This is a genomic window from Edaphosphingomonas haloaromaticamans, from assembly GCF_001853345.1.
Classification (GTDB): Bacteria; Pseudomonadota; Alphaproteobacteria; order Sphingomonadales; family Sphingomonadaceae; genus Sphingomonas_E; species Sphingomonas_E fennica.
The window spans coordinates 41,586-60,116 of record NZ_MIPT01000001.1; the positions used below are offsets into that span (position 1 = coordinate 41,586).

24 protein-coding genes are annotated in these 18,531 nt (G+C 68.0%); 16 read left to right on the top strand and 8 right to left on the bottom strand.

Translation table 11 applies throughout. The annotated features are described in order from the left end of the window. Window positions 1-41: 41 nt before the first annotated feature. On the bottom strand, window positions 42-1,313 hold the full coding sequence (gene mnmE / locus BHE75_RS00205; RefSeq protein WP_070931610.1) for a tRNA uridine-5-carboxymethylaminomethyl(34) synthesis GTPase MnmE: 1,272 nt from the start codon (window positions 1,311-1,313) through the stop codon (window positions 42-44). A 13-nt stretch (window positions 1,314-1,326) separates the two neighbouring features. Next, on the bottom strand, window positions 1,327-1,563 hold the full coding sequence (locus BHE75_RS00210) for a DUF6489 family protein (RefSeq protein ID WP_070931612.1): 237 nt from the start codon (window positions 1,561-1,563) through the stop codon (window positions 1,327-1,329). A 63-nt stretch (window positions 1,564-1,626) separates the two neighbouring features. On the opposite strand from BHE75_RS00210, the gene BHE75_RS00215 reads away from it, so the two are divergent. The 3 genes from BHE75_RS00215 to BHE75_RS00225 are packed head-to-tail and all read left to right on the top strand — an operon-like array spanning window position 1,627 to window position 3,757. Continuing rightward, the gene (locus tag BHE75_RS00215; protein ID WP_070931614.1) at window positions 1,627-2,082 is read left to right on the top strand and encodes a methylated-DNA--[protein]-cysteine S-methyltransferase; all 456 of its coding nucleotides are present in this window, start codon (window positions 1,627-1,629) and stop codon (window positions 2,080-2,082) included. 2 nt (window positions 2,083-2,084) lie between these two features. After that, window positions 2,085-2,780 carry a dienelactone hydrolase family protein gene (locus BHE75_RS00220; RefSeq protein ID WP_015458757.1) on the top strand — a complete coding sequence of 232 codons (696 nt, stop codon included), beginning with the start codon at window positions 2,085-2,087 and terminating at the stop codon, window positions 2,778-2,780. Then, window positions 2,777-3,757: a quinone oxidoreductase family protein gene (locus BHE75_RS00225; protein ID WP_070931616.1), complete on the top strand. Its 981-nt coding sequence runs from the start codon at window positions 2,777-2,779 to the stop codon at window positions 3,755-3,757. Before BHE75_RS00220 ends, BHE75_RS00225 begins: the two co-directional genes overlap by 4 nt. Window positions 3,758-3,799: 42 nt before the next feature. On the opposite strand, the gene BHE75_RS00230 is transcribed toward BHE75_RS00225, so the two are convergent. The 4 genes from BHE75_RS00230 to hemE form a co-directional block, all read right to left on the bottom strand. After that, a complete protein-coding gene (locus BHE75_RS00230) occupies window positions 3,800-4,471 on the bottom strand; it encodes a YjbE family putative metal transport protein (RefSeq protein WP_015458759.1) in 672 nt (223 codons plus the stop codon). Between the two features lie 130 nt (window positions 4,472-4,601). Further along, entirely contained in the window at window positions 4,602-5,858 is a 1,257-nt protein-coding gene (rho, locus tag BHE75_RS00235; protein ID WP_015458760.1) for a transcription termination factor Rho, read from the bottom strand. 160 nt (window positions 5,859-6,018) lie between these two features. Beyond that, entirely contained in the window at window positions 6,019-6,486 is a 468-nt protein-coding gene (locus BHE75_RS00240; RefSeq protein ID WP_015458761.1) for a CopD family protein, read from the bottom strand. A gap of 11 nt (window positions 6,487-6,497) precedes the next feature. Next, window positions 6,498-7,559, bottom strand: coding sequence for a uroporphyrinogen decarboxylase (hemE, locus tag BHE75_RS00245; protein WP_070931618.1), 1,062 nt, complete (start codon window positions 7,557-7,559; stop codon window positions 6,498-6,500). Window positions 7,560-7,871: 312 nt separating this feature from the next. On the opposite strand from hemE, the gene BHE75_RS00250 reads away from it, so the two are divergent. The 10 genes from BHE75_RS00250 (at window position 7,872) to BHE75_RS00295 (ending at window position 13,962) form a co-directional block, all read left to right on the top strand. Further along, a complete protein-coding gene (locus BHE75_RS00250) occupies window positions 7,872-8,696 on the top strand; it encodes a pyruvate, water dikinase regulatory protein (protein WP_015458763.1) in 825 nt (274 codons plus the stop codon). Then, window positions 8,693-9,289, top strand: coding sequence for a Maf family protein (locus tag BHE75_RS00255; protein ID WP_015458764.1), 597 nt, complete (start codon window positions 8,693-8,695; stop codon window positions 9,287-9,289). Before BHE75_RS00250 ends, BHE75_RS00255 begins: the two co-directional genes overlap by 4 nt. Continuing rightward, window positions 9,286-10,146, top strand: a complete 861-nt coding sequence (aroE, locus tag BHE75_RS00260; RefSeq protein WP_070931619.1) for a shikimate dehydrogenase — start codon at window positions 9,286-9,288, stop codon at window positions 10,144-10,146. Before BHE75_RS00255 ends, aroE begins: the two co-directional genes overlap by 4 nt. Beyond that, window positions 10,143-10,739 (top strand): dephospho-CoA kinase, encoded by a 597-nt coding sequence (gene coaE / locus BHE75_RS00265; RefSeq protein ID WP_015458766.1) that lies wholly within the window; start codon window positions 10,143-10,145, stop codon window positions 10,737-10,739. The genes aroE and coaE overlap by 4 nt, the downstream gene beginning before the upstream one ends. A gap of 9 nt (window positions 10,740-10,748) precedes the next feature. Next, window positions 10,749-11,462: a DNA polymerase III subunit epsilon gene (gene dnaQ, locus BHE75_RS00270; RefSeq protein WP_015458767.1), complete on the top strand. Its 714-nt coding sequence runs from the start codon at window positions 10,749-10,751 to the stop codon at window positions 11,460-11,462. A gap of 78 nt (window positions 11,463-11,540) precedes the next feature. Next, a complete protein-coding gene (hpf, locus tag BHE75_RS00275; protein ID WP_015458768.1) occupies window positions 11,541-12,128 on the top strand; it encodes a ribosome hibernation-promoting factor, HPF/YfiA family in 588 nt (195 codons plus the stop codon). 7 nt (window positions 12,129-12,135) lie between these two features. Further along, window positions 12,136-12,645: a PTS IIA-like nitrogen regulatory protein PtsN gene (ptsN, locus tag BHE75_RS00280; protein WP_015458769.1), complete on the top strand. Its 510-nt coding sequence runs from the start codon at window positions 12,136-12,138 to the stop codon at window positions 12,643-12,645. Next, window positions 12,635-13,105 carry a PaaI family thioesterase gene (locus BHE75_RS00285; RefSeq protein WP_015458770.1) on the top strand — a complete coding sequence of 157 codons (471 nt, stop codon included), beginning with the start codon at window positions 12,635-12,637 and terminating at the stop codon, window positions 13,103-13,105. The genes ptsN and BHE75_RS00285 overlap by 11 nt, the downstream gene beginning before the upstream one ends. Beyond that, window positions 13,102-13,440: a DUF1491 family protein gene (locus BHE75_RS00290; RefSeq protein ID WP_015458771.1), complete on the top strand. Its 339-nt coding sequence runs from the start codon at window positions 13,102-13,104 to the stop codon at window positions 13,438-13,440. The genes BHE75_RS00285 and BHE75_RS00290 overlap by 4 nt, the downstream gene beginning before the upstream one ends. A gap of 36 nt (window positions 13,441-13,476) precedes the next feature. Then, a complete protein-coding gene (locus BHE75_RS00295) occupies window positions 13,477-13,962 on the top strand; it encodes an MmcB family DNA repair protein (protein ID WP_070931621.1) in 486 nt (161 codons plus the stop codon). An 81-nt stretch (window positions 13,963-14,043) separates the two neighbouring features. Here BHE75_RS00295 and BHE75_RS00300 read toward each other — a convergent pair whose 3' ends face one another. Next, window positions 14,044-14,655 carry an ankyrin repeat domain-containing protein gene (locus BHE75_RS00300; RefSeq protein WP_015458773.1) on the bottom strand — a complete coding sequence of 204 codons (612 nt, stop codon included), beginning with the start codon at window positions 14,653-14,655 and terminating at the stop codon, window positions 14,044-14,046. Between the two features lie 61 nt (window positions 14,656-14,716). On the opposite strand from BHE75_RS00300, the gene BHE75_RS00305 reads away from it, so the two are divergent. Genes BHE75_RS00305 through BHE75_RS00315 form a run of 3 tightly spaced genes read left to right on the top strand, consistent with a single transcriptional unit; the run spans window position 14,717 to window position 16,438 of the window. Beyond that, a complete protein-coding gene (locus BHE75_RS00305) occupies window positions 14,717-15,313 on the top strand; it encodes an SCO family protein (protein WP_041864875.1) in 597 nt (198 codons plus the stop codon). Next, complete coding sequence (locus BHE75_RS00310) at window positions 15,301-15,741, top strand: YcgN family cysteine cluster protein (protein WP_015458775.1); 441 nt, start codon at window positions 15,301-15,303, stop codon at window positions 15,739-15,741. The genes BHE75_RS00305 and BHE75_RS00310 overlap by 13 nt, the downstream gene beginning before the upstream one ends. Then, entirely contained in the window at window positions 15,722-16,438 is a 717-nt protein-coding gene (locus BHE75_RS00315; protein WP_084652811.1) for a M48 family metallopeptidase, read from the top strand. The genes BHE75_RS00310 and BHE75_RS00315 overlap by 20 nt, the downstream gene beginning before the upstream one ends. Here the strand turns inward: BHE75_RS00315 and BHE75_RS00320 are convergent. Further along, complete coding sequence (locus tag BHE75_RS00320) at window positions 16,414-18,474, bottom strand: transglycosylase domain-containing protein (RefSeq protein ID WP_236626759.1); 2,061 nt, start codon at window positions 18,472-18,474, stop codon at window positions 16,414-16,416. The genes BHE75_RS00315 and BHE75_RS00320 overlap by 25 nt on opposite strands. Between the last annotated feature and the right edge of the window lie 57 nt (window positions 18,475-18,531).

An 18,531-nucleotide genomic window follows, 5' to 3' on the forward strand; every position in this document is an offset into this window, starting at 1 on the left:
CAGCGGCCGCATCAAGTCAAAGCTGTTCCACGTGGAACATGTCATTTGCCGATGCAGAAGCGGCCGAACAGGCCATCCAGCATATCCTCGATCCCCGCTCGTCCGGTGATGCGGTCCAGCGCCACCCGTGCCAGCCGCAGCCCCTCCGCAAAGAGCAAGGCATCGGTCGAGGTGGCCAGATGCAGACCCTCCAGAGCTTCCTCCAGCGCGGCCCGCTGCCGCGCATTGACGGCAAGGTCGGCCTCACGCGGCAGCAAGGCCCGGACATGATCGATCAGCAGATCGCGCAACCGATCCATCCCCTCGCCCGCATGCACCGAAACCGACAGGTCGACACCCGCCGTGTGCCCGGTCGTATCGCAGCGCGCGCCGATGCGGATCAGGCCGGGATGGTCGGGCGCCGCGCCGGGATCGCCAAGCCACAGCACGATATCCGCGCCGGCCAAAGCATCCTCCGCACGGGCCACGCCGATCCGCTCCACGGGATCGTCGCCATCGCGAAGGCCGGCCGTGTCGATCAGCAGGATCGGCTGGCCCGCCAGCATGATCGGCGCTTCGATCACGTCTCGGGTCGTGCCTGGAATATCGGTGACGATCGCCGCCTCGCGCCCGGCGAGCGCATTGAACAGCGTCGACTTGCCGGCATTGGGCGGGCCGGCGAGCACGACGCGGACGCCATCCCGCAGCCGCTCCGCCGGGGGCGCGGCGAGCAGCCGGGCGATGCCGGCGGCAACCCCGTCGGCGATCGCGCGGGGCCGCGCCTCATCGGCGTCGACATCCCCCTCGTCGCCGAAATCCAGTATCGCCTCGATGCGGGCGGAAGCCTCCAATATCGCCTGCTGCCACGCCTCGACCTGGCGGCTCAGCGCCCCGCCCGCAATGGCCAGCGCGTGCCGCCGCTGCCCTTCCGTCTCGGCGGCGAGGAGATCGCCGAGGCCCTCCGCCTCGGCAAGGTCAATCACGCCATTGGCGAAGGCCCGGCGGGTGAATTCCCCCGGCTCGGCGGGGCGCAGCCCGTCCATGGCGCCCAGCGCGGCCTGCAGCGCCGCCACCACGGCCCGGCCCCCATGAACGTGAAGCTCGGCCAGATCCTCNCCGGTCGCGGTGCGCGGGCCGGGAAACCACAATATCAGCGCGCGATCCAGCCGATCGCCCCGCCCGTCCACCAGCCAGCGCAGGGCTGCGGTGCGGGGCGCCGGCAAGGGTCCGGCCAGCGCCTCCAGCGCCGCGCCGGCGCGCGGGCCGCTGATCCGGATCACGCCGATCGCCGCGGGCGGCGATCCGCTCGACAAGGCGAAGATCGTGGAAGTCATCCAGCGCAGCGCCTCATTTCTTGCCGGTGCCGCTCATCTGCTCGAACAATTGCCGCCACATGCCCATTCCGGCCTCGCCCATGGGCGCCCAGCTCTGGACCATGCTGGTCAGCGTGTCCGGGGTGATGCCGTCCTCGATCGTGCGGCGCATCTTTTCTAGATAGACGTCATGCACGCTGCTAAGATCGGGCAAGCCCATGAAACGGCGGGCTTCCTCGGGCGTGCAATCGACATCGACGCTGATCTTCATATTCGCCGTCTCCTGTTGAGCGAGCGCTATGCATGCTGGTAAAGCGTTCTCGGGAAAGGGTCCATGTCGCACGCAACCTATCTGAGCCCGATCGGACCGATATTCGTCACCGCGCGCGATGCCGCGCTCGCCGGCCTGAGGATCGGCAAGGCCGGCGGGGACGACCGATCGGATGCGATCATCGGCGAGGCGCTGGCCCAGCTCGACGCCTGGTTCGCCGGGCGGCTGGTGGATTTCGATCTGCCGCTCGATCCTCTCACGACGCCACGTGGCGAGGCGCATCGCGCCGCGATGATCGCCATCCCCTATGGCGAAACCCAAAGCTATGGCGAGATCGCGCGGCGCATCGCATCGTCGCCCCGCGCGGTGGGCCAGGCCTGCCGCCGCAACCCCCTGCCGATCATCGTCCCCTGCCATCGCGTGCTCGCCGCCGGCGGCGCGATCGGCCATTATAGCGCCGGAGACGGCGTCCCCACCAAGGCGTGGCTGCTGCAACACGAACGACAACGGAAAGGCTGAACATGGGAAAGACGATCACGATCGAGGCGCTGGACGGCAGCGGCACCTTCAACGCCTATGTCGCGGAGCCCGCCGGCGGATCGCCCAAGGCGGCGGTGGTCGTGATCCAGGAAGTGTTCGGCATCAACGCCGGCATCCGCGACAAGGCGGACAGCCTGGCGAAGGAAGGCTATCTGGCGATCGCGCCGGATCTGTTCTGGCGGCTGGAGCCGGGCATCGAGCTTGATCCCGATACCCAGCTGCAGCAGGCGCTGGACCTGTTCCCCAGGTTCGATCAGCAGAAGGGCATCGAGGATATCGAGGCCACCATCCGCACCGCGCGCGCGCTGGTGAACGGCGGCAAGGTGGGCGCCGTCGGCTACTGCCTGGGCGGGCGGCTGGCCTATATGACCGCCGCCCGCACCGATATCGATGCCAGCGTCGGCTATTATGCCGTGGGGATCGACGGGCTGCTCGGCGAAAGCCACGCGATCGCCCGGCCGCTGATGCTGCACATCGCCGGCAATGACGGGTTCGTGCCGCCGGAAGTGCAGAAGAAGATGCACGAGGGGCTGGACAATCATCCGCGCGTGACGCTCTGGGACTATCCCGGCCTCGACCACGGCTTCGCCACCCAGTTCGGCAAGCGCCGCGTGGACGATGCCGCCAGGCTCGCGGATTCGCGGACCTCGGCCTTCTTCGCCGAACATCTCGCATGAGCGGCGCCTGGCGGATCGTGGCCCGCCGCACCGGCGGGCCCGAGGTGCTGGAGCGGGAGGACATCGCGCTTCCCGTCCCCGGCCCCGGTGAGGCGAGGGTCAGGCACGAGGCCGTCGGCGTCAATTTCATCGATACCTATCATCGGGGCGGGCTCTATCCCCTGCCCCTCCCCACCGGCCTCGGCACCGAAGCCGCCGGCATCGTCGAGGCGGTGGGCGAAGGCGCGGACCCGACATGGGTCGGCCGCCGGGTGGCCTATGTCGCGCAAGCGCCGGGCACCTATGCCACGCATGGCCTGGCGCCCGTGGCGCGCCTCTTTCCGCTGCCCGATGCCGTCTCCGCCGAAACGGCGGCCGCCCTGCTGCTCAAGGGCCTTACCGCCTGGATGCTCGTGGAACGGTGCGCCAGGGTGCAGCCGGGGCAGAGCGTGCTGGTCCATGCCGCCGCCGGTGGCGTGGGATCGGTGCTGGTTCCCTGGCTGAAGGCGGCGGGCGCGACGGTGATCGCCCATGCCGGCAGCGCCGCCAAGGCCGCACGCGCCCGCGACAGCGGCGCGGACCATGCCCTCCACCTCCCCTTCGACCAGCTCGCCGGGGAGGTCCGCGCGCTCACCCTCGGGCGCGGCGTCGATGCGGTGCTGGACGGCGTCGGGGCCGATAGCTGGGCGGCCTCGCTCGCCAGCGTCGCCAAGCGCGGCATCCTCGTCACCTACGGCAATGCCTCCGGCCCCGTGCCGGCGATATCGCCGCTGGACCTGCTGCGCGCGGGATCGATCTTCCTCACCCGGCCGACGCTGTTCGACTATATCGAAACGGCGGACGACCGCCGGGCGGGCGGCCAACGTCTGTTCGGGCTGATCGCCGACGGCACGATCCGGGCCGATATCGGCCAGCGCTTCGCCCTCGCGGCGGCGGCCGATGCCCACCGGGCGCTGGAAGCGCGGACGACGACGGGATCGACGATCCTGGTCCCCTGAACGCAAGCCCTTCCCCGGCGGCGCGGGCCACCGGGGAGGGTTTCAGGCGAAGATGCGCATGAGGCCGACGCTGGGGTCGATCCAGCCTTCGTAGATCATCTTGACCGCGACGTAGAGGATCACGAGCAGGCCGACATAGGCGATCCAGCGGAACCGCTCGATATATTTGGCGATGATGTTCGCCGCGACGCCCATCAGCGCCACCGACAGGATCAGGCCGACGATCAGGATGCCGGGATGCTCGCGCGCCGCGCCGGCCACCGCCAGCACATTGTCCAGGCTCATGCTCACGTCCGCCACCGCCACCGCCCAGGCGGCCGCCGCGAAGCTCTTGGCCGGCGCCACGCCCGATCCTTCGTCGCCGGCGATCTCGGGCGATCCGGGGCTGTTCGGGGCGGGATGCAGCTCGCGATACATCTTCCACGATACCCACAGCAGCAGCAGGCCGCCGGCGAAGATCAGCCCGACGATCTGCATCAGCTGGGTCACGACCAGCGCGAAGGCGATGCGCAGCACCAAGGCGGCGATGATGCCGATCATTATCACCTTGCGGCGCTGATCGGCCGGCAGGCCCGCCGCCAGCGCGCCGACGACGATCGCATTGTCGCCTGCCAGCATGATGTCGATCATCAGCACCTGGCCGAACGCCGCCAGGGCCGACGGCGAGCCGATGTTCGAAAAATCCGCGACGATGTGATGCCAAAGCTCAAGCATGATGCGTCCTTAGCGGATTCGAAAGTCCGCGCGCCACAGCCTTCCTCCGCCGTGACGCGCCAGACACATTAGGTTTCAAATGCCCGCGCGCGGATCGCGGCGGGGGATGGGGGAAGAACCGTCGATGGCCTTACTGGTTCATCGAATCGAAGAAGTCCTCGTTGGTCTTCGAATCCTTCATCTTGTCGAGCAGGAACTCCATCGCGTCGATCGTGCCCATCTGCATCAGGATGCGGCGCAGCACCCACATCTTGGAAAGCTTGGCCTTGTCGACCAGCAGCTCTTCCTTGCGGGTGCCGGACTTGCCGACGTCCATCGCCGGGAAGATGCGCTTGTCGGCGACCTTGCGGTCGAGGACGATTTCCGAATTGCCGGTGCCCTTGAACTCTTCGAAGATCACCTCGTCCATGCGGCTGCCGGTGTCGATCAGCGCGGTGGCGATGATCGAGAGCGAGCCGCCTTCCTCGATATTGCGGGCCGCGCCGAAGAAGCGCTTGGGCCGCTGCAGCGCATTGGCGTCGACGCCGCCGGTCAGCACCTTGCCGGAGGACGGGACCACCGTGTTGTAGGCGCGGCCGAGGCGGGTGATCGAATCGAGCAGGATCACCACGTCCTTCTTGTGCTCGACGAGGCGCTTCGCCTTCTCGATCACCATCTCGGCGACCTGGACGTGGCGCTGCGCCGGCTCGTCGAAGGTGGAGGAGATCACCTCGCCCTTCACCGAACGCTGCATGTCGGTGACTTCCTCGGGCCGCTCGTCGATCAGCAGCACGATCAGGAAGACTTCCGGATGATTGTCCGTGATCGCCTTGGCGATGTTCTGGAGCAGCACGGTCTTGCCGACGCGCGGCGGCGCCACGATCAGCGCGCGCTGGCCCTTGCCCTGCGGCGCGACGATGTCGATCACCCGGGCCGACTTGTCCTTGACCGTCGGGTCCTGCGGATCGAGCGTCAGCTTCTGCTCGGGATAGAGCGGGGTGAGGTTGTCGAAATTGACGCGATGGCGGACGACGTCGGGATCGTCGAAATTGACCGATACGAGCCGCGTGAGCGCGAAATAGCGTTCGCCGTCCTTCGGCCCGCGAATCTCGCCTTCCACCGTGTCACCGGTCCTCAGGCCGAATTTACGGACCTGATTGGGCGAGACATAGATGTCGTCGGGACCGGCGAGATAATTGGCCTCCGGGCTGCGCAGGAAGCCGAAGCCGTCGGGCAGCACCTCGATGGTGCCCAGCCCCATGATCTGCTCGCCATTTTCGGCCTGCACCTTCAGGATCGCGAACATCAGATCCTGCTTGCGCAGCGTCGATGCGCCCTCGACGCCCAATTCCTCGGCCATGCCGACGAGTTCGGCGGGGGTTTTCTTCTTCAAATCCTTGAGGTGCATCGGATATTCCCGGGCAGGAAGCGCTGGAGGCGCGCAAGACGTAAGAATGATCAGGAAAATGGCCTAACACGGACGGCAGGCCTCGGTTCCGCGCGGTAAAGCAAGGCGGTGATTCAAGTCAAGCAGGCAGCGTCCGATTCAGCCGGAGCCGGCGGCCCGATCAGAAGGGGCGGACGATCACCAGGATCACGATCACCGCGGTGGCGATGCCGGGGATCTCGTTCATGATGCGCAGCGGCTTGTCGCTTGCCGGGCGGAAGCCGTCGGCCATTTTCCTGGCATAGCCGATCATCCAGCCATGATAGGCCGAAAGGCCCAGCACGGCCGCCAGCTTCGCGTGGAACCAGCCTTCCTGGAAGGCGCCGACATTGACGGCCAGCGCCAGCCCGATCACCCAGACGATGATCATCGAAGGGTTGATGATGATCTTGCGCAGCCGATCCTCGCGGTTGATCCACAGCCTGTCCTCGGCCGATCCCGGCGGCACCGGCTGGTGGTAGACCAGGAAGCGCGGCAGCATGAACAGGCCCGCCATCCAGAAGATCACGAAAATCAGGTGGGCGGCCTTCACCCACGGATAGGCCGCGCCCATGAAACCAATTCCGGGAAGCAGGCTGGCGATGTCCATGGCGGCAAGCTCTAGCGTGACCTGAGCAGCGCGAGCAAGCGTTCGACATGCGCGATCGGCGCATCGGGCAATATGCCATGGCCGAGGTTGAAGACATGCGGCCGCCCGGCCAGCGCCGCGCGGATCGCGGCCACCGCCTCGTCCAGCGCGTCGCCGCCGGTGATCAGCGCCAGCGGATCGAGATTGCCCTGCACGGGAAGCCCCTCCGGCAGGCTGCGATGCGCCCAGTGCGGATCGACGGTTTCGTCGAGGCCGAGCGCGTCGACCCCGGTTTCGCGGGCATAGGCCGGCAATTTGCCGCCCGCGCCCTTCGGAAAGCCGATGATCGGCGTATCGGGATGGCGGGCCCGGAGCGCCTCGACGATGGCGACGGTGGGCGCGATCACCCAGCGTTCGAACTGGGCGGGGGCCAGGCTGCCGGCCCAGCTGTCGAAAAGCTGGACGGCATCGACCCCGGCCGCGATCTGCCCGGAAAGATAATCCACCGTCGCCGCCACGATCGCGTCGATGATCGCCTGGAAGGCGGCGGGATCGCGATAGGCCAGCCGGCGGGCTTCGGCCTGCTCGCGGCTCCCCTGCCCCGCCACCATGTAGGTCGCCACCGTCCAGGGCGAGCCCGCGAAGCCGAGGAAGGTGGTCGCGGCCGGAAGCTGCGCGCGGACCAGCCGCACGGTTTCGTAGACCGGATCGAGCCGTTCGGGCACCGCCGCCAGCCCGCCCAGCGCATGATCGACCAGCCGGGGGGCAAGCCTCGGCCCTTCGCCCGCCTCGAACCACAGGTCCTGGCCCAGCGCATGCGGGATGACGAGGATGTCGGAAAACAGGATCGCGCCGTCGAATCCGAAGCGGCGGATCGGCTGGAGGGTCACCTCGGCCGCGGCGGCGCTGTCGTTCACCAGCTCGAGGAACCCGCCTTTCTCGGCCCGGAGCGCGCGATATTCGGGAAGATAGCGGCCGGCCTGGCGCATCAGCCAGACGGGGGGCGGATCGCGTCTTTCCCCGCGCAGCACGGCGAGAAGGGGGCGATCTTGCGCCAGCGCGGCGTCGCGCGGCGTCGCGGGTTCGGACTCCATAACTATCCAATCTTAAGAATCTTAGAGATTCTGTAGAAGATTGTAGGGCGGTGGCAAACCGGGGTTAATTTCCTGGCCCCGATTCCGCCAACAGCTTGACTCGGCTGACTCATATCGATTCCCCGCAGAGTCGTTGAATCGCTCCCCGTTATCCACAGGCGCCGATTCCGCTGGATAGCCTGTGGAGGAATCGCTGAATCGAGTCAGAATGGCGGGCATGGAATCCTCCGCTTGAATCCATGCCCAGCTTCACGCTAGCGCCATCCCCATGGTTTTCCACAGGGCTGTGCCCACAGATCGCCGGGGGGCGCTATGATCCGGCTCCATTTGCATCTCCTCTCCGATTCCACGGGCGAGACGCTGGAGAATATCGCCAAGGCCGGCCTCGCCCAGTTCGACGGGGTGGAGACGATCAAGCATTTCTGGCCGATGGTGCGATCGGAAGGGCATCTCGATCGCGTGCTGGTCGAGATCGCGCAGCGGCCCGGCCTCGTCATCTTCACCTTGGTCAATCACGAGGTGCGCCAGCGGCTGGAAACGCGCTGCCACGCGCTGGGCCTGCCGACGGTTTCGGCGCTGGACCCGGTGATCGAGGCGCTATCGCGCGTGCTGGGGCAGGAGGCGATGGAGCGGCCCGGCCGCCAGCACATGCTGGACGCCGCCTATTTCGCCCGCGTCGAGGCGATCCAGTTCACCATCGCCCATGACGACGGCATCGCCGCCGAGGATTGGGAGGAGGCCGATGTCGTGCTGGCCGGCGTCTCGCGATCGTCGAAGACGCCGACCGCCATCTATCTCGCCAATCGCGGCTACAAGGTCGCCAATATCCCGCTGGTGCCGGAATCGCCGCCGCCGGCCTCCCTGTTCCGGCTGAAGCAGCCGCTGGTCGTGGGCCTCACCACCAGCCCGGACCGGCTCGTCCAGATCCGGCGCAACCGCCTGCTCTCGCTCAACCAGGCGCCGGAAACGCCCTATGTCGATCAGGAGGCGGTGGCGGCCGAGCTGGCCTTCGCCCGGCGGATATTCTCGGACAATGGCTGGCCGGTGATCGACGTCACCCGCCGGTCGATCGAGGAAACGGCGGCCGCGATCATCAATCTCGTCAACGAACGGCGCAAGCCGGAGAATGGGGAATGACGCTGATCCTCGCCTCACAATCCGCCGCGCGCCGCGCGATGCTGTCCGATGCCGGCGTGCCGCATGACGCCATGGCGCCGGGGGTCGACGAGGATGCCGCGAAGCAGGCGCTGCGGGCCGAGGGCAATGATGCCCGCCGCATGGCCGATGCGCTGGCGGAGCTCAAGGCGCTCAAATTGTCCCGCCGTTTCCCGGAGGCGCTGGTGCTGGGGTGCGACCAGACATTGGCGGCGGCCGACGGCGCGATGTTCGACAAGCCCGAAACCCGCGACGAGGCCGCGGCCCAGCTCCGCGCGCTGCGCGGCACCACCCACCGGCTGATCAGCGCGGCGGTGATCTGCCTGGGCGGCGAGCCGATCTGGCGCCACGTCGATGTCGCCAAGCTCGCCATGCGCGATTTTTCGGACGGCTGGCTGGAAACCTATCTCGACGCCGAATGGCCGGCGATCGCGGGGTGCGTGGGCGGCTATCGCCTGGAAGGGCTCGGCGCGCAGCTCTTCGCGCGGATCGACGGCAGCTATTTCACCGTGCTCGGCCTGCCGCTGCTGCCGCTGCTCGATTATCTGCGCGTCCGTGGAGTGCTGGGATCGTGACCGCCGCCGCCATTCCCCATGCCGAGGTGATCGGCGATCCGATCGCGCACAGCAAATCGCCGCTGATCCACGGCTTCTGGCTGGAAAAGCTGGGCATTGCCGGCCGCTACGGCAAGAGCCTGGTGCATGGGCCGGATCTCGGCGCCTTCCTCGAGGGCCGGCGGCAGGATGCCCTGTGGCGCGGCTGCAACGTCACCGTGCCGCACAAGCAGGCGGTGATGCCCTTCCTCGACCGGATCGATCCGGTCGCCCGGCGGATCGGCGCGGTGAACACGGTCGTCCATGACGGCGATCACCTCGTCGGCCACAATACCGATGCGGCCGGCTTCCTCGAACCGCTGCTGCCGCTGCTCGCCACCCGCCACCTCTACCGCATGGCCCGCATCCTCGGCGCGGGCGGCGCGGCGCGCGCGGTGGCGCATGCGCTGGCCGGCGAAGGCTTCACGCTGGTGATCGCCGCGCGCAAGCTGGAACAGGCCGAGGCGCTGGCGGCCGAGATCGAGGGCGTCGACACCCATGTCGCCACGCTCGATCATTTCGCCCGGCCCACCGATTTCGCCTTCGACGATCGCGAAGGCATCCTCGATATCGTCGTCAACACGACCCCGCTGGGCATGACCGGCCAGCCCCCCCTGCCCTTCGATTACAGCCATGTCCCGCCCGGCGCGCTGATCTACGATATCGTCTATGCGCCGCTGGAAACCGCCCTGCTCGGCGAAGCGCGCGCGCGCGGGCTCGTCGTCGTCGATGGCCTCGCCATGCTGATCGGCCAGGCGGCGGCGGCGTTCCGGCTTTTCTTCGGCCAGCCGGCGCCGCGCCAATATGATGCCGAATTGCGGGCGCTGCTCACGGCATGAAGATATTGGGCCTCACCGGATCGATCGGCATGGGCAAGTCCACCGTCGCGGCCATGTTCCGCGCCGAAGGCGTGCCGGTGTTCGATGCCGATGCCGAGGTGCACCGGCTGCAGGGGCCGGGCAGCCCGCTCCTCCCGGAGATCGAGGCGCTCCATCCGGGGACCACGCATCCCGATCGCGGCGTCGATCGCGCCGCGCTGCGCAAGGCGGTGTGGGGGAATGACGAGGCGCTCGGCCGGCTGGAACATATCCTCTACCCGGCCCTGCACAAGGTGCGGCGGCGCTTCCTGCTGCGCCATCGCGCCCGGCCTCTGGTGGTGCTGGACATACCTTTGCTGTTCGAAAAGGGCGGCTGGCGCAAGGTGGATGCCATCGCCGTGGTCTCCGCCCCGGCCTGGGTCCAGCGCCGCCGCGTGCTGGCGCGGCCCGGCATGACGGCCGGCCAGCTCGGCCATATTTTGTCACTCCAGACGCCGGACGCCGAAAAGCGGCGGCGGGCGGACTTCATTATCGATACGGGGGGGACACTCACCGTAACGAGAGCACAGGTTCGCCGTGTGATCGCTTGCCTCAGCCGTTCGGGAGGCCGATAACAGACTCAAATGCGTGAGATAGTCTTCGACACCGAAACCACCGGGTTCAATCCAGCGGATGGGCATCGCCTCGTCGAAATCGGCTGTGTGGAGCTGGTGAACCGGGTCGAGACCGGCCGCACCTTCCATGCCTATTTCAACCCCGGCCGGGCGATGCCCGCCGAGGCCGAGGCCGTCCACGGCCTTTCCGACAGGTTCCTGTCCGACAAGCCCTTCTTCCCGGATGGGGTGCGGGAGCTGCTGGAATTTCTGGGCGATGCGCCGCTGGTGGCGCACAATGCCACGTTCGACTTCACCTTCCTCAATGCGGAACTCGGCTGGTGCGGCCATGACGCCATCTGCCTGACCCGCATGGTCGATACGCTGGCCCTGGCCCGGCAGAAGCATCCCGGCGCCAAGCATTCGCTCGATGCGCTCTGCTCGCGCTACGGCATCGATCGCAGCCATCGCGTCAAGCATGGCGCGCTGCTCGACGCCCAGCTTCTCGCCCAGCTTTATGTCGAGCTTACCGGCGGCAGGCAGATCGGCCTGTCGCTTCGCAACGAACCGGCGGCGGATGCGTCGTCGGACGTACGCGCCGTGCCGATCCTGGAACGGCGCGTGGCCCGGCCGCTGCGGCCGGCAAGGCCGCACGCCCCCAGCGAGGAGGAAATCATCCGCCATCAGGCGTTTGTCTCCAAGCTGAGCAACCCGCTCTGGGAAAGCGCCGGGCCGCCCGGTTGACCGGGCAGAAGACCGGGCCTAAGGCGCGGCCGCTCCCGAACCACGGTGCGGTCGCACAGACTAATCGGAGGTGAAGCCATGGAAATCCGCGTTTCGGGTCATCAGGTCGACACCGGCGATGCGCTGCGCGCGCATGTCGAGGAACGGCTGCAGGGCATCGCCGACAAATATTTCTCGCGCAGCCTGTCGGCGCAGGTCACGTTCGGAAAAGGGCCTCACGACAACGGTTTTTCCTGCGATATCATCGCGCACGTCATGCAGGGCGTGATCCTGAAGGGATCGGGCCAGGCGATGGAGGCCCATCCGGCCTTCGATCTGGCGGCCGACAAGATCGAAACGCAGCTTCGCCGCTACATGCGCCGCCTGAAGGATCGCCACAGCAGCGGCGCCGGCGCCGTTAACGGCGTGGAATATGATGCCGGCTATACCGTCTTCGATGCCGGTGACGAGGAAACCGAGGCGGATAATCCGGTGGTGATCGCCGAAACCCGCGTCGACGTGCCCGAAACCAGCGTCTCCGATGCGGTGATGATGCTCGATCTGCGCAACACCACCGCGCTCCTGTTCCGCAACAGCGGCACGGGCGCCTATAACATGGTCTATCGCCGCACCGATGGAACGATCGGCTGGGTTGAACCCCAACGGGCGGTTTCAGCGGGAAATTGATCCTATCGTGAACAATGAAGTGAATGCGGTGGCGGGGCTCGCCCGGGCGCCTGACGATCTGAGCGATCTGCTGGCGCCCGAGGCGATCCTGGCGACCCTGCCCGTGCCCAACAAGAAGGTGCTGTTCCAGCAGCTCGGCTCGATCGCGGCGAAGCTCGCCGGGCTCGATGCCAAGCAGGTGGTGGAACGGCTGGCCGAACGCGAACGCCTGGGCTCCACCGGCTTCGGCGGCGGCGTGGCCATTCCGCACGGCAAGATCGACGGGCTCGATCGGGTGGTGGGCGCATTCGTGCGCCTGGCCGCCCCGATCGATTTCGCCGCGATCGACGACATGCCGGTCGATCTCGTATTCCTGCTGCTGTCGCCGCCCGATGCCGGGGTCGAGCATCTGAAGGCGCTCGCGCGGGTCAGCCGCCGGCTGCGCGATCGCGCCTTCGTCGCCAAGCTGCGCGGCGCGGGCTCGGAAGACGCGCTCTATGCGCTGTTTGCGACCGGCGAGGCGCGCAATGCCGCCTGAGGATGCCGTGGCGGAACATCCGGGGGAAGCGCATTTCCGCGCCCTGGAATCGCTCTACGCCGCGGCGCCGATCAACCAGATCTTCCATTCCCGGCTCGAGATCGTCGAGCCCGGCTTCGCGCGCATCCGCTTCAAGGTGGATGAAAGCGTCCACCATGCCGCCGGCGCGGTGCACGGCACCACCTATTTCAAGATGCTGGACGATGCGGCCTTCTACGCCGCTAACAGCCTGGTGGCGGAGCATTTCCTGCTGACCACCGCCTTCAACCTCTATTTCACCCGGCCGATCCTGGGGGGCGAGCTGGTGGCCGAGGGCAAGTGGATCAGCGGCCGCCGCCGCGTGCTGGTGGCCGAGGCCCGGCTGGTCGATGCCGATGGCGAGGAGGCCGCGCGCGGCACCGGCACCTTCATGCGATCGCGCATCCCGCTCGCCGAGCTGCCCGGCTACCGCCTGCCATGACGGCGCGGCTGGCGGCCGGGGTCCTCGTATCGGCGCTGATCCGCCGGGTCGAGGCCACGGGTGGCAGCGGCATGGTGCTGGCCAGGGGCGATCCGGTTTCGGGCGCGATCCTGCTGGTGATCCTCGATCGCGGGAGGACGCTGGCGGTGCTCCAGCGCACGCTCGATGCCGAAGGTCGCTATCGCTGGGCGGAAACCGGCCCCGCGGACCCGGATGCCCCCGGCGTGCTCGCCGATTATATCGCCCGGCAGCGGCGGTTCGATCCCGATCTCTGGGCCGTCGAGCTGGACGGGCCGGACGCACGCGCCATCGCCGATGAGATGACGGGCGGCTGACCTTGGATTTGTTCCCGTGATGTTCTAGAAAGCGGCATGGCCGCCACAGCCGAATCCTGTTTCGACGATATGCCGCTGGTCGCGCGCGACGTGGCGCGCGGCGTTTCCCGCCTGCTCTTCCGGCAGGACAGCTATGCCCTGTGCGAGGTGCCGCTGGCCAATGGCCGCCGCGCGGACCTGTTCGCGATCGACGCCAAAGGCGGTATCACCATCGTCGAGATCAAGGTTTCCCGCGCCGATCTGCGCGGCGACTGCAAGTGGCAGGAATATCTCGATTATTGCGATCGCTTCTTCTGGGCGGTGCCCCAGGGATTCGATCTTGCCCCCTTCGATGAACCCGGCTTCCTGCCCGAGACGGCCGGGCTGATCGTGGCCGATCGCTACGACGCCGCCGTGATGCGCGATGCCGCCCACCGGCCGATGCCGGCGCCCCGGCGCAAGGCGGAAACGCTGCGCTTCGCCCGGCGCGGCGCGCTCAGGATGCTGGGCGCGCTCGATCCGGTGCTGGCGGGCATGGATTAGGGCGATCTCGCCGCGATCGGCATCGATCACCGGCCGGGAAATCGCGACAGCGCAGGAACGCCCGCGTCCGGCCACCCGCTCCTACAGGGTCGGGCCGGCGACGGGGCCCTTGGGCTTGGTGCCCTTCGCGTCCTCGATCATCTTCAGGATGATGTCCGACCGCCCGTCCTGCCGGGCATAATCGCGGGCCGACATGCCGGCGATGCGATCGGGCATGCTGGCGTCGGCGCCCGCCGCCAGCAGCAGCCGCACCGATGCGACGTCGCGATTCTGGACGGCGATGATCAGTGGCGATTCGCCCCGGCTGTTGGTGGCGTTCACGTCGCCCTTGCCGGCGATCAGCGTCTGGATGCCGTCGGCGAAGCGCAGCTGGGCGGCGGCGATCATCGGCGTATTGCCCTCGCCGTCGCGGATATTGGGGTTGGCGCCCTTGGAAAGGAGGAAGTTGAGCCAGGTCGCGTCCCGCCGCTTCACCACGATATGGAGCGCGGTGTCGCCGGACGTCGTCTCCTTGGTGTTGATGATGGTCGATCCGGGCTTTTCGACCATCTCGGTCACGACATTGCCGTCCCGGTCGCGCACCGCCTTCAGAAACTTGTAGGAATCCGAAAATTGGGCCGCCGCGGGCGTCGCCGCGATCATCATGGCGGCCGCCGCCGCCACCCATCGACCCCAAAAGCCAGAACCCCGCATAACCACTCGTCCCGTCCTGCCGGCGCACGCGCCTCACTTGCACTCGGGCCAATAGCAAAGCATGGCTGGTCATGCCATGAACAAAGCCCGTCTCGCCGCTATCCTGCTGCCCCTGCTGTTCGCCGCCTGCCAGGCGCCGCCCGGCGAGGCGCCGCTGGCCGGCGCCCGCATCGGCGGCCCCTTCACCCTCACCAGCCAGACCGGCGCGAAGGTCAGCGACACGCAGTTCGCCGGCAAATACCGGCTGATCTATTTCGGCTACAGCTATTGCCCGGATGTCTGCCCGGTCGATCTGCAGAAGCTGATGCAGGGCCTTGCGCGGCTGGAGAAGAGCGATCCGGCAAAGGCCGCCAGGATCCAGCCGATCTTCATCACCGTCGATCCCGCGCGCGATACGCCCGCGGTGCTGGCGCAATATGTCCCGGCCTTCCACCCGCGCCTGATCGGCCTTACCGGCACGGAGGCGGAAATCGCCGCCGTGGCCAAGGAATATGCGATATATTATCGCAAGGCCGATGGCGGCACGGCCGATGCCTATCTGGTGGATCACGCCCGGCAGGCGACCTTGTTCGGCCCCAAGGGTGAGCCGATCGCCCTGATTCCGCAGGAAGGAACGCCCGATGAGATCGCGGCGGAGCTGGCGAAATGGGTGAGCTGAAACCCTTCTGGGAAACCACGCCGCTCGACCGCATGAGCCGGGACCAGTGGGAATCGCTCTGCGACGGCTGCGGCAAATGCTGCGTCCACAAGCTGGAGGATGACGATACCGGGGAATTATTCCCCACCAACATCGCCTGCCGCCTGCTCGACCGGCGCAGCGGCCAGTGCCGGGACTATAAGCATCGCCGGGCCTATGTGCCCGAATGCGTGCGGCTGACGCCCACCCTGCTCCGCAAGATCGACTGGCTGCCGTCGACCTGCGCCTATCGCCTGGTGGACGAGGGCAAGCCCTTGCCCGAATGGCATTATCTGGTCTGCGGCGATCGCGAGGCGGTGCACCGGGCCGGCGAATCCGTGCGCGGCTGGACGGTTTCGGAAGACGAAGCGGGCGATTACGAGAATCATATTGTCGATCGACTCCTCTGATCCCGTCTTCACCGGCGGGGGGCGGACACGGCGGCTGGAGGTGCGGCGCATGGCGCAGGCGCGCGCGCTCAGGCTCGCCATCGATCCGCGCGACGGCGCCGTGCGGCTGACGCTGCCGAAGCGCGCCGCCCTGCGCCACGCGCTCGACTGGGTGGAATCGAAGCGGGACTGGATCGAGGCGGCCCTGGCCCGCCTGCCGGCGGCGGTGCCGATCGTCGCCGGCGGCGAGGCGCCGTTCGAAGGCCGGCTGCGCCTGATCGACTGGCGCGAAGGCGCCCCGCGCGCGGTGCGGCTGGAGGAGGATCGCTTCGTGCTGGGCGGGCCGGCCGATACGATCGCCGCCCGCCTGCTGCGCTGGATGCGGGCGGAGGCGCTCATCCGGCTCGATCGCGAAACGCGCGCCATGGCGGACAGCGCCGGCGTCTCGATCGCGCGGGTGGCGGTGGGCGATCCCCGCACGCGCTGGGGAAGCTGCTCGGCCACGGGCGACATACGCTATAGCTGGCGGCTGGTGCTGGCGCCGGTCGAGGTCCGCGAGGCGACGGTGGCGCATGAGGTGGCGCACCGGCTGCACATGGATCACAGCCCCGCCTTCCACGCCGCCGTCCGCCGCCTGCTCGGCCGCGATCCCGCGCCCGAGCGGGCCTGGCTGCGCGCCAACGGCGCCGCGCTTTACTGGTTGGGCCGGGTCGGCTGAGGCGGGCGCTCGCCGCGCGGCGAGCGGCCCAGGGCATTGTCGAGCCAGCGATCGTCCAGCCGCTCCTCGGGCGCGGCCGGCTGCTGCGCGTCCTCCGGTTCGGGGGCGGGGGGGGCCGGCTGGGCGTCGGGCTCGGGCGCCACCGGCATGCCGTTCTCGTCCACGAAGCCCTCGGTCGGCTCGCCATAATAGGCTTCGGCGTCGGGCTCGAGCTGCCAGTCGGGCAGCGTCACCTCGGTATCGAACTTCTCGATCGGCCGGTTGGCCACCGCCACCTTCATGAAATCGCGGAAGGCGGTGGCGGGCGCGCGGCCGCCCTGCAGGCCGCCGACCGGCTTGGCATCGTCGCGGCCCATCCACACGCCGGTGGTGATCCCGCTCGAAAAGCCGAGGAACCAGCCGTCCTTGTTCGACGATGTCGTGCCCGTCTTGCCGGCGACGGGCCGGTCGATCTGGGCGGCGCGGGCCGTGCCGGTGTTGACCGCCGTCTGGAGAAGATCGGTCATCTGCGCGGCGACATAGGGCGCCACCAGCACGCGCTGGTCGTCGGGCTGATGCTCATACAGCACCTCGCCATTGCCGGCCGTCACCTTGATGATGCCGTAAGGCACCACCGCCACGCCCTTGCGGCTGACGGCGGCGAAGGCGCGGGTCATGTCGATCAGCCGCACGTCGGAGGTGCCGAGCACCATCGAGGGGTGGGTGTTGATCGGCGTGGTGATGCCGAAGCGGCGGGCCATGTCCGCCACGGTGGAAAAGCCCACCTCCTGCCCCAGCTTCGCCGCGACCGTGTTGATCGAGAAGGCGAAGGCGGTGCGGATGTCGATCTCGCCGGCATAGCGGCGGTTCGAATTGCGGGGGCTCCAGCCGTTGATGTCGATCGGCTCGTCGACCACGATGTCCTTGGGCGTGTGCCCGGCCTCGAGCGCGGCCAGATAGACGAACAGCTTGAACGCCGATCCCGGCTGGCGCACCGCCTGGGTGGCGCGGTTGTAGATCGACGACACATAATCCTTGCCGCCCACCATCGCGCGCACCGCGCCGTCCTGGTCCAGCGATACCAGCGCGCCCTGCAGCCCTTCGGGCGTGTTCGCGCGGATCGCCGCGTCGGCGGCGCGCTGCATGTTGATATCCAGCGTCGTCCACACGTCGATCGGCTGCACCGTCTCCTCGATCATCGTGTCGAGCTGGGCGAGCGCCCAATCGGTGAAGTAGCGGACGCTGTTCTGCTTCGGCTCGGGCGCGAGCTTGACGTTCATGGGATCGGCGGCGGCCATTTCGGCCGGCGTGATCATGCCCTGCTCGCGCATCAGGCCGAGGACGACGGAGGCGCGGCCCACGGCGGCCTCGGCATCGGCGGTCGGCGAATAATTGGACGGCGCCTTCACCAGCCCGGCGATGATCGCCGCCTCGCCCAGGCTCAGGTCCGTGCCCGGATGGCCGAAGAATTTGCGGCTGGCCGCGTCGATGCCATAGGCCCCGCCGCCGAAATAGACGCGGTTCAGGTATAGCTCGAGGATCTCGTCCTTCGAGAATTTGCGCTCCATCGCCAGCGCGAGGATCCATTCGCGGAACTTGCGGCCGAAGGTGCGGGTGTTGGTGAGGAAGATGTTGCGGGCGAGCTGCTGGGTGATCGTTGATCCGCCCTGCGCCCAGCGCCCGCGCTCGACGCGCACCATCACCGAACGGATCATGCCGATCGGATCGATGCCGGGGTGCAGGCGGAAGCGCCGGTCCTCGGTGGCGACCATCGCATCCTTCATCGCCTGCGGGATGCGGTCATAGGGGATCCACTGGCCGTAGCTCGGCCCCATCGACACGATCACCGTGCCGTCGGCGGCATGGACGCGGATCATCTGCCCGTTGGGGGAGGATTGCAGCTCCTGATAGCCGGGCAGGGTCGATCGCGTGACGAGCACCGCGACCACCAGCGCCGCGAACGCGGCAAGGCCCGCGAAGAAGCCGTATTTGGCCACCTTCACGGTCGCGCCCCAGATCGGGCCTCTTTGCGGTCGGGGACGCTTCCTGGATGCCATCTTCGCTGTGGGGGATTAGAGCCTATCTGGTCCCGCCACAAGCCGGGATGGGCCGAA

What these genes read in the sequence shown, in the direction of transcription:
- BHE75_RS00285 (WP_015458770.1), top strand. Translation starts at nt 12,635, where the DNA reads ATGCCGCCTGAGGATGCCGTGGCGGAACATCCGGGGGAAGCGCATTTC.
- BHE75_RS00305 (WP_041864875.1), top strand. Translation starts at nt 14,717, where the DNA reads ATGGCTGGTCATGCCATGAACAAAGCCCGTCTCGCCGCTATCCTGCTG.
- BHE75_RS00290 (WP_015458771.1), top strand. Translation starts at nt 13,102, where the DNA reads ATGACGGCGCGGCTGGCGGCCGGGGTCCTCGTATCGGCGCTGATCCGC.
- BHE75_RS00310 (WP_015458775.1), top strand. Translation starts at nt 15,301, where the DNA reads ATGGGTGAGCTGAAACCCTTCTGGGAAACCACGCCGCTCGACCGCATG.
- coaE (WP_015458766.1), top strand. Translation starts at nt 10,143, where the DNA reads ATGAAGATATTGGGCCTCACCGGATCGATCGGCATGGGCAAGTCCACC.
- dnaQ (WP_015458767.1), top strand. Translation starts at nt 10,749, where the DNA reads ATGCGTGAGATAGTCTTCGACACCGAAACCACCGGGTTCAATCCAGCG.
- BHE75_RS00250 (WP_015458763.1), top strand. Translation starts at nt 7,872, where the DNA reads ATGATCCGGCTCCATTTGCATCTCCTCTCCGATTCCACGGGCGAGACG.
- BHE75_RS00230 (WP_015458759.1), bottom strand. Translation starts at nt 4,471, where the DNA reads ATGCTTGAGCTTTGGCATCACATCGTCGCGGATTTTTCGAACATCGGC.
- hpf (WP_015458768.1), top strand. Translation starts at nt 11,541, where the DNA reads ATGGAAATCCGCGTTTCGGGTCATCAGGTCGACACCGGCGATGCGCTG.
- BHE75_RS00240 (WP_015458761.1), bottom strand. Translation starts at nt 6,486, where the DNA reads ATGGACATCGCCAGCCTGCTTCCCGGAATTGGTTTCATGGGCGCGGCC.
- BHE75_RS00300 (WP_015458773.1), bottom strand. Translation starts at nt 14,655, where the DNA reads ATGCGGGGTTCTGGCTTTTGGGGTCGATGGGTGGCGGCGGCGGCCGCC.
- hemE (WP_070931618.1), bottom strand. Translation starts at nt 7,559, where the DNA reads ATGGAGTCCGAACCCGCGACGCCGCGCGACGCCGCGCTGGCGCAAGAT.
- BHE75_RS00215 (WP_070931614.1), top strand. Translation starts at nt 1,627, where the DNA reads ATGTCGCACGCAACCTATCTGAGCCCGATCGGACCGATATTCGTCACC.
- BHE75_RS00210 (WP_070931612.1), bottom strand. Translation starts at nt 1,563, where the DNA reads ATGAAGATCAGCGTCGATGTCGATTGCACGCCCGAGGAAGCCCGCCGT.
- BHE75_RS00295 (WP_070931621.1), top strand. Translation starts at nt 13,477, where the DNA reads ATGGCCGCCACAGCCGAATCCTGTTTCGACGATATGCCGCTGGTCGCG.
- BHE75_RS00220 (WP_015458757.1), top strand. Translation starts at nt 2,085, where the DNA reads ATGGGAAAGACGATCACGATCGAGGCGCTGGACGGCAGCGGCACCTTC.
- BHE75_RS00255 (WP_015458764.1), top strand. Translation starts at nt 8,693, where the DNA reads ATGACGCTGATCCTCGCCTCACAATCCGCCGCGCGCCGCGCGATGCTG.
- BHE75_RS00225 (WP_070931616.1), top strand. Translation starts at nt 2,777, where the DNA reads ATGAGCGGCGCCTGGCGGATCGTGGCCCGCCGCACCGGCGGGCCCGAG.
- BHE75_RS00320 (WP_236626759.1), bottom strand. Translation starts at nt 18,474, where the DNA reads ATGGCATCCAGGAAGCGTCCCCGACCGCAAAGAGGCCCGATCTGGGGC.
- rho (WP_015458760.1), bottom strand. Translation starts at nt 5,858, where the DNA reads ATGCACCTCAAGGATTTGAAGAAGAAAACCCCCGCCGAACTCGTCGGC.